Source organism: Puniceibacterium sp. IMCC21224, assembly GCF_001038505.1.
Lineage (GTDB): Bacteria > Pseudomonadota > Alphaproteobacteria > Rhodobacterales > Rhodobacteraceae > Puniceibacterium.
On sequence record NZ_LDPY01000003.1, the window covers coordinates 266,038 to 272,862 of the forward strand.

The 6,825-nt window shown below is 62.8% G+C and carries 7 protein-coding genes and 1 pseudogene; all 8 read right to left on the minus strand.

All coding sequences use genetic code 11. The annotated features are described in order from the left end of the window. Positions 1-4 precede the first annotated feature (4 nt). Positions 5-649, minus strand: coding sequence for a hypothetical protein (locus IMCC21224_RS22920; RefSeq protein ID WP_047997893.1), 645 nt, complete (start codon positions 647-649; stop codon positions 5-7). Beyond that, positions 642-1,061 carry a hypothetical protein gene (locus IMCC21224_RS22925; protein WP_047997894.1) on the minus strand — a complete coding sequence of 140 codons (420 nt, stop codon included), beginning with the start codon at positions 1,059-1,061 and terminating at the stop codon, positions 642-644. Before IMCC21224_RS22925 ends, IMCC21224_RS22920 begins: the two co-directional genes overlap by 8 nt. A gap of 78 nt (positions 1,062-1,139) precedes the next feature. Beyond that, positions 1,140-1,337, minus strand: coding sequence for a hypothetical protein (locus IMCC21224_RS27470; protein WP_082135424.1), 198 nt, complete (start codon positions 1,335-1,337; stop codon positions 1,140-1,142). Between the two features lies 1 nt (position 1,338). After that, positions 1,339-1,590 (minus strand): annotated as a pseudogene (locus IMCC21224_RS22930) (hypothetical protein); the annotation flags it as partial. A gap of 157 nt (positions 1,591-1,747) precedes the next feature. After that, positions 1,748-2,185: a hypothetical protein gene (locus tag IMCC21224_RS22935; protein WP_047997895.1), complete on the minus strand. Its 438-nt coding sequence runs from the start codon at positions 2,183-2,185 to the stop codon at positions 1,748-1,750. After that, positions 2,182-4,329, minus strand: a complete 2,148-nt coding sequence (locus IMCC21224_RS22940) for a hypothetical protein (RefSeq protein WP_047997896.1) — start codon at positions 4,327-4,329, stop codon at positions 2,182-2,184. Before IMCC21224_RS22940 ends, IMCC21224_RS22935 begins: the two co-directional genes overlap by 4 nt. Further along, on the minus strand, positions 4,326-5,324 hold the full coding sequence (locus IMCC21224_RS28655; protein ID WP_231582191.1) for a hypothetical protein: 999 nt from the start codon (positions 5,322-5,324) through the stop codon (positions 4,326-4,328). The genes IMCC21224_RS22940 and IMCC21224_RS28655 overlap by 4 nt, the downstream gene beginning before the upstream one ends. Before the next feature lie 822 nt (positions 5,325-6,146). Then, positions 6,147-6,407, minus strand: coding sequence for a hypothetical protein (locus IMCC21224_RS28660; RefSeq protein ID WP_231582192.1), 261 nt, complete (start codon positions 6,405-6,407; stop codon positions 6,147-6,149). Positions 6,408-6,825 lie beyond the last annotated feature (418 nt).

A 6,825-nucleotide genomic window follows, 5' to 3' on the forward strand; every position in this document is an offset into this window, starting at 1 on the left:
CAGCTCACCCGAACCGACGCCCTGCGTCAGTAAAGGTATATTCGTTAACAATGATCCCTTCCTCGATGGCATCATCCGAGGTAAGTTGGTCATACTCGGCCTGAAGCTGGCGGTAGAGCCAGCGGGCAAGGTCGCGCAGCGCCTCGGTCACGATCTCCTCGGCATCTTCGGTTGGCGGCTGCCAGGTCGGGCTGTGGCGGGTGACTTCCACGGACATGGTGTATTCGTGATAATAGCGGCCGCGGTGACTGGCCTCAGCGACAAGTTGGTAGAAGTTGCGGCGCTGCACCGCCAACAGGCGGTCGGCGATGCCGTGCAGCGTTGGATCCTGCGGGGCATAATTGCGGATGCGGGCGGCCGCGCCCTTGGCGTGGCTGAAGTAGCCCTCGAAGCAAGCTCCATCCCCCTGTGACCAGAACCCTGAAAACCAGATGCAGGGTCTCGCCCGCGTGCCGCCGCCCATCAGACGGACGGGGGTGGTCTTGAGGCGGATGCCCAAGATTTCGCAGATGCGCTCAAAATCCTCGTAGACCGCAGCCCACCAATCGTCATGGGGGCCGAGTTCGCGATACCAACTGCGGGCATTCTCCTTGGCGGCGTCAGAGAGTTCGGGGAATAGATAGACCGTCGTGCAGATCACTTCAGGCATCGACGTCCTCCCCGTTCAAGGCGGCCGCGAGCCATTCGTTGGTGTTGGTCCAACCTATCGTTGTGCGGTTGCCAAGGTCGATGACATGCGCGCCGCCGCCAAAAGCTCCAAGCCGTGCACGCGAGCAGGTGTTGGCATATTCGAACCCCCAGAGGCCGGAGAGATCGAGGTCTTCGGCAAGGCGCAGTACGAAGTGGATGACAGCCTCAATATCACCTTGGTCGTCATCGTGGATCCAAAGGGCACAGCCCTCCGGTGCGTCCTGACGGGAAAGATCAAAGCCCGCGACCTCCGGCTCGTCGGCATCCTGATCTTTGTCGCGACACTGCTGGAACAGCGCGAGCGCGCGGGCAGCATTGTCGGGTGTGCCGACGTCGATCAGGCAAGAAAAATGGGTGAAGTAGTCCGCCATAGGAACCTCCTGAAAATAAGAGTGACCCGGCCAATGGGCCGGACACTGATTGTGATGAATGGGAGCAAGCCCGGCCGATCAGCCGGAAGGCTGTTCGGTCGCGGCCTGGCGCGCAGCATGCTGGCAGAGCATCTGCCGGTAAAACCGTTTGCGCGCCGTCCGAAAACTGCGGACCGCGCGCGTGTCGGGGTGTAGTGCCCGGACAGCCGCGCGGACGACGGCCAAGGGCGAGGCCGTCGATGACAGGCCGAGGCGCTGATAAGCGGGGTCGGTCATGTCAGGATACCTCGACCACGAGCGAAGCCAAATAGGCGGCCATGTGCGGATCGACCAACGCCTCGATCTTTTCGGCTCGGCCCATCCACGGCTCGGGCCGGATCGCCTTCACCCAGTCGGCAAAGCTTGGGATAAAGCCCAAGTCTTCTTTCACGTGCTGTTCGCCAACCCACCGAGTCGGGATGACGCGCCCGGTACACAGGGTGATGGTCGGCCCGAAGATCGTCTCGGCCATGAAGATGCCATCGGCATGTTATCTGGACAGTCAAGCTGTCTCTTAAGGAAAACACCCTGCGATCATTGGGGTTTTCCTGAGTGGCATCGATGAGACAATTCATGGGGGCTCCCTCTCTATCTTATCCCTGTTTCACCCCCACCCAGCTCACCTCTTCCTCTCCCTGATCATGACTTCAGATGCCGCCCTGGGACGGCGGACTGAACGGCAGGACTTTCGGGTCGGCCCGCGCGATCTGTGCTTCAAGAACCGCAATCAGGCGGCGTTGTTCTTCACCCTTCAGCGCGAGTACCTGGATTTGTTGCGCTAGGGTTTTGACGGTCGCGCGCAGCTCTGCCAGTTCGCCGCCGCGGGCGGCCCTCAGCTCGGCTTCGAGTTCACGGATACGGGCTTTCAATCCTGCGACTGATCCCGACCGGAACCGCGCCTCTGCCGCACGAAATTCCGCAAGAACGGCAGTGGCCCGGTTGGCTGTGGCGCGGCTGACGCCGGCCTCGCACGCGAGATTGGCGACACTGAGGCGCCCGTCGGTATGCTCTGAGGCTCCTTCGAGCAGCCGCTTCATGGCGGCGCGCAAGGCGTCTTCGGTCTTCTGACTGACGGGCCATGTCATAGCTTTGGGTCCTCCAAGTGCGCGATCAGTCCGCGCTTTCGATCATTGTCCTGCGCGATTGCGACCTTCTGAAATGCCGACAGGGTGTTGCCCTGCAGGAGGCGCTCGCCCTCCTCGATCGAGGTCCGCCAGGGCGCGACATGGCGCGTGGTCAGGCAGGAATTGGGGCAGCGGTCAGGGCTGCAACGCGAAATCACCGGGGCCTCCGGCTTGTCGTCGGGCCGCAGGCAGAGGGCGCTGGCGGGCTCAAAGAAGCAATCGTTCAGAAATCCGACATGCAGCGTCTTTCCAAGATGCGCCAGCATCGTTCGAAGGCGTTTCTGGTCGAGGATGCGCCCGGGCAGATCACCGAGGGTGTCCCGGACGTGGTCGAACTCCTGCTTGAGACGGGACGAAGCCGGTCCGCCGGGCTCGTCACCCTGCAGGTAGGCCTCATAATAGGCGACCACATCGTCCAATTGGCCAAGGGCGCGTTCCTGCTCGACCGCCCGGCGAAAATCTCCGTGCGGCGCACCGGCATAGCCCTCGAACATCGCCACGGAGGCATGCTTGTACTGGATCTTTCCGGCAATCACGCCGAAAGGGCGGTTCGCGATGTACCATGCGATGGTGCGCCGGAACTGGCGGGTGCTGAAATGCCAGGGGCGTCCGTCGACATGTGGAATTGCGGGCGGGTTTGCGACCTTTGCATCCAGACCGTCGCGGAACATCTTGATGATCGGCGACGCCTGCGCGGCAAGGTAATCCGCCGTCCAGTCCCAAGGCTTCAACGAGACCCAAAGAGATCTCAGGTCGCGCTCGCCGCGTGCGCGCCGTGACAGGACTTCCAAAGCATCGACCGCTCGGGCGACCGGCGCGATAGTGATCCAATCGGCGGAAACACCCGCCGCCTCGCGGTGCTTATAGACGTTGCTGCGTACCCGATAGCGCTCGATCAGGTTGTCAGCACTGCGTTCAACCGAAACGCAGCCCGGCTCCATGTCCTGCAACTCGCTGTCGCGCATCCCCGTCAGATACGCGCAGACGATGTAGCAGGCCGCCTGCAGCATCTGCTCTTCATGTGGCAGGCTGTCCGTGTCGAAACGCTCCCGCCAGGGCAGGCCGGTATCGGGATCGAGGGTGATCGGGGTATCCATTCCGCCGACCTCGGTTCCCATCTCACCCGCCATCTGGTCCAGCATCCTCACGGTCGCGGTGGAACTACTGAGGTTCCCCGTTTGAGGACAGCCGATCTGAAGGCACATCAGCCTGAAATTATACGCGTTGCCTTCCCTAACATCGGGGACACCGCGGGTGGTGTTTGGACGGCGCTCCCAGAGTGGCACGCCCCGCCCTTCCGCCCGACGGGCCTCGAGCCAGGTGCGAAGACGGTAGCGAAACCGTTCGTGGCGGGTCTGGCGCGCATCCTCGGCAATAATCTGGGCAGCGCGGGCTTTAAGGCGATCCAGCTCTTCGCGCGCCGCGAGGATATCCGGAGCGAAGACATCGACGTATCGCATCGACCAGTGGAGCAGTGCGCCGATGACCGGTTCGGGGATGCGCGGCGTGGTGTTCTCCGAGCTCGTCCGGCTCCGACCGCTGACATTGCTTGCCGTGCGCCCACCCCAGGGCAGGAAGGGAATGCCGCCCCCGGTCACCCATGGCCCAAAATGATGGAGGTCGATGGGGACATCGACATAGAGGCGGATCTGTTGCGATGAACGTGCGCCGTCTGCCCCCAGATGCGCCAGATACGCGTCCAGCACTTGCTGGTCGACGCGCGCCAGTTCGACGGAACCGATACGATCGTGCAGGAACTCTCCGAAATGGCGCAGGAACAGCAATGTGCCCTTGGCGGTCGAGGGGCCGCAAGGGCCCCGGTAGCTGCGCAGAGGCGCCTGAAGGCGGGCAAGCATATACTCCTTGGCGAGCCGTCGAAGCGCGGGGTCTTCGATGGCGCCGAAGTCCACGCGAAACGCTGCCGGACGCGCGTTGGCGCGAAACATCGCTGGACTGAGATCCCAGACATCGTCGCCGAAGCGGGACAGCATCGACCGCTCCGATCCCGGTCTGAGCGGTCTGCCTGCGAGGATGTCGGTGTCGTCGGGATGGATTGCCGATGGCAGCGATGGCCTTGCGGTCGTGCAGTCTGGATTTGCTCTCATGCGAGACCCGCCTCCGGGGGAAGGTAGATCTGTGCCGATTGACTGGCCGTGAGGGCACGCGCGGCGGCTAAATCGGGCTCAGAGAATTGCGGCAATATCTGCGCAGAGATCCTGTGGTGGACCCGCCCGAACTTCGCCTGCCAATCTGCTTCGGACAAAACCTTGCGCTGGTCCACCACGAAATCCAGAAACGCCATCAGCGCGGGAAGCTTGCGAGTGGTGATGACGCCGTTGCGGCATTCGAGGCAGCCCCAGAACGGCACCGGGCAGGCCTCTCCCGACGTGGCGAACGGGCTGCTGTAGAAGCCGGAACAGCTTGCCAGCCATACATCCTGTTCGCCTGCCAGCAATGCCGGAACATCGGTCGCCAAGCCCTCCGGAAAACCGGGCTGAGCCGAAGACGGAGCTGCCAAGACTTCGACCTCGGCCTCCGGGGTCAACACGGTAGGCTGCAACGCATCTTCGACAGCGTCCATCAGCGCCTCGGCGATGGTAGCTTCGTGTATCGGCCGCAAGGCGGGAATGTCCCCATAGTGGTTCGCAGCAACCTCGACGGTATGTCCAACCGCAAACCGGCGCAGCTGACCGCCGGTCTTGCGATACCACGCAGCCTTGTGGGTCTTGCGCAAACGCGAGAGGCAGAGCTTCAACGGCTTCCCGTAATCATCCTGCAACCCGTGATGTTTGACCCAGACCTTTCTAGCGGATTGCATCGGCAGAACGACATCGGTCAGGCGCCCGCGGCAGTAAAACGTGAAAAGCTGCTCGCTCTTGAGATGACCGCGCGCCGTTGCGGTCCACTGAATTGCGAGGCGCAGGAGGCCGCCCGGGGTGCCTGACCCTCCGTCCCGAACCCGCAGCCGCTTCCACTCGGCATGACGGGCGCGGCGCTTGCAATACTCGATCTCGACATATCCGCTGGACGGGTTCTTGAGGCAGTCGGCACGCAGGGTCTTGATCGCTTCGATCTCGAGACCGGTCTCCAGCGACAGCAAACAAAAAGGGCAATCAGATCGCCAAGAAGCAGATGCCGCGTGCCATGCATCCTGTCGCTCAGCCCCTCATTCGAAATCCCTGCATAGTTCCGTGCCCCGTAGAGTTGACGAAAAAGGTCGTTCTTGACGGTAATGAAACCGACACGGTCGATCTCCGCGAAGGCGTCCATCTCCAGCCGGTCGATGCGTGTCTCGCACTCCTGTTCAAGCGCCGGACGGAATCGCTGCATGATCGCTGCAACATCGGCACGTGCGGCCACCTTCAAGGCCACCCGGACACTGTCGCTGTAGGCATCGCGCGGGCGCGGTGGAACACCCGGGCGCGTACTGACATAGAATAATCGGCGGGAAGCCTCTTCGGAAAGGCGGCCTGGTTCGCCCGCATCCGCCAACCGCAGCAGCATCACTACATCTCCATCTGGTGGCGGCGATGTTGGGATGCTGCCCGCGCTCATCCATCCAGGCGTCGAGCCTTCGATGGTAGCAACATCAATCTCGGCAAGCGCCTGTACGGATGAGTCTGTCGCATCGAGATAGCGCCAGAACCGATGGATGGGCTTCGGCCAATGACCATGGCGGTGCGGACGGTGCCGGCAGGGCCACCGACCTGACATGCCTGCCAGAGTGCCAGCGTGAAGGCCCGTGCAAGCGAATTGCGACCCGGCAAACGCGTCAGGTCCATCGTCGCAGTCTGTCCGGCCAAGGCAATCTCGAAACGGCGGGCGGTGATGGCAATGGCGGCCGCGGGACCGGGATCGGAAAGATTGTCAGGAAAACTCGCGCGTCGCCCTGGGCGGGGCTGTGAGACGCGGGCTCTGCCGGTCATCGATCCTCCGCCATGAGTTCGTCGGTCCAGCGATCCGCCGCCGCATCGACGAGTTCCTGCGCCTCGGCAAGGCTGTCGAGATAGATGTAGGTGCTAGCGATGTTCGCGTGGCCGAGGAGGTGCTGGAGATGGCGGAGCGGATCGCCAAGCATCTGCCGATAGGCAGCACCGTGCGCATCGGTCGGGTTGAAGATCCTGCCCACCTGTTCGCGGATCAGCATCGACAACATGTTGACCGCAAAGGTGTGCCGCAACATGTGTGCGGTGTGACGATGATATTGAGGCCGAAGGCCTGGCACCGCTGGCTTGCCCTACGAAACGCTACCTCCCAAGTACCCGACGACACGGGCTGGCCGCGTTCCGTGAGCCAGAGCGATGCGTGTTCAGGCATCCCATCAGGCGATCGCAGCAGCCGTTGGCGGTCTTGCGCAAGGAGCCTGGTCAGCGCGATGCGCCGACCACTGTCATCAATGGCGTTGCGGCCATCGGGTGACAATACAAAGGGGACGGCCGGACGAGGCGGCGCCTTGGCGGCGGCAATCCGGCGCTCGATATCGACGTAATCCCCGATCTGCTTGAGCACCCGGCGCGCGGCAACCGGATGCGTCGTCGGGCCCCTTGGTGATCACGGCCGGCAGATCGAAAGGAAGTATCCGTGGGCTGTCGGAGATCAGC

Coding starts and splice junctions, on each gene's coding strand:
- IMCC21224_RS22920 (WP_047997893.1), bottom strand. CDS start 649: ATGCCTGAAGTGATCTGCACGACGGTCTATCTATTCCCCGAACTCTCT.
- IMCC21224_RS22925 (WP_047997894.1), bottom strand. CDS start 1,061: ATGGCGGACTACTTCACCCATTTTTCTTGCCTGATCGACGTCGGCACA.
- IMCC21224_RS27470 (WP_082135424.1), bottom strand. CDS start 1,337: ATGACCGACCCCGCTTATCAGCGCCTCGGCCTGTCATCGACGGCCTCG.
- IMCC21224_RS22935 (WP_047997895.1), bottom strand. CDS start 2,185: ATGACATGGCCCGTCAGTCAGAAGACCGAAGACGCCTTGCGCGCCGCC.
- IMCC21224_RS22940 (WP_047997896.1), bottom strand. CDS start 4,329: ATGAGAGCAAATCCAGACTGCACGACCGCAAGGCCATCGCTGCCATCG.
- IMCC21224_RS28660 (WP_231582192.1), bottom strand. CDS start 6,407: ATGTTGCGGCACACCTTTGCGGTCAACATGTTGTCGATGCTGATCCGC.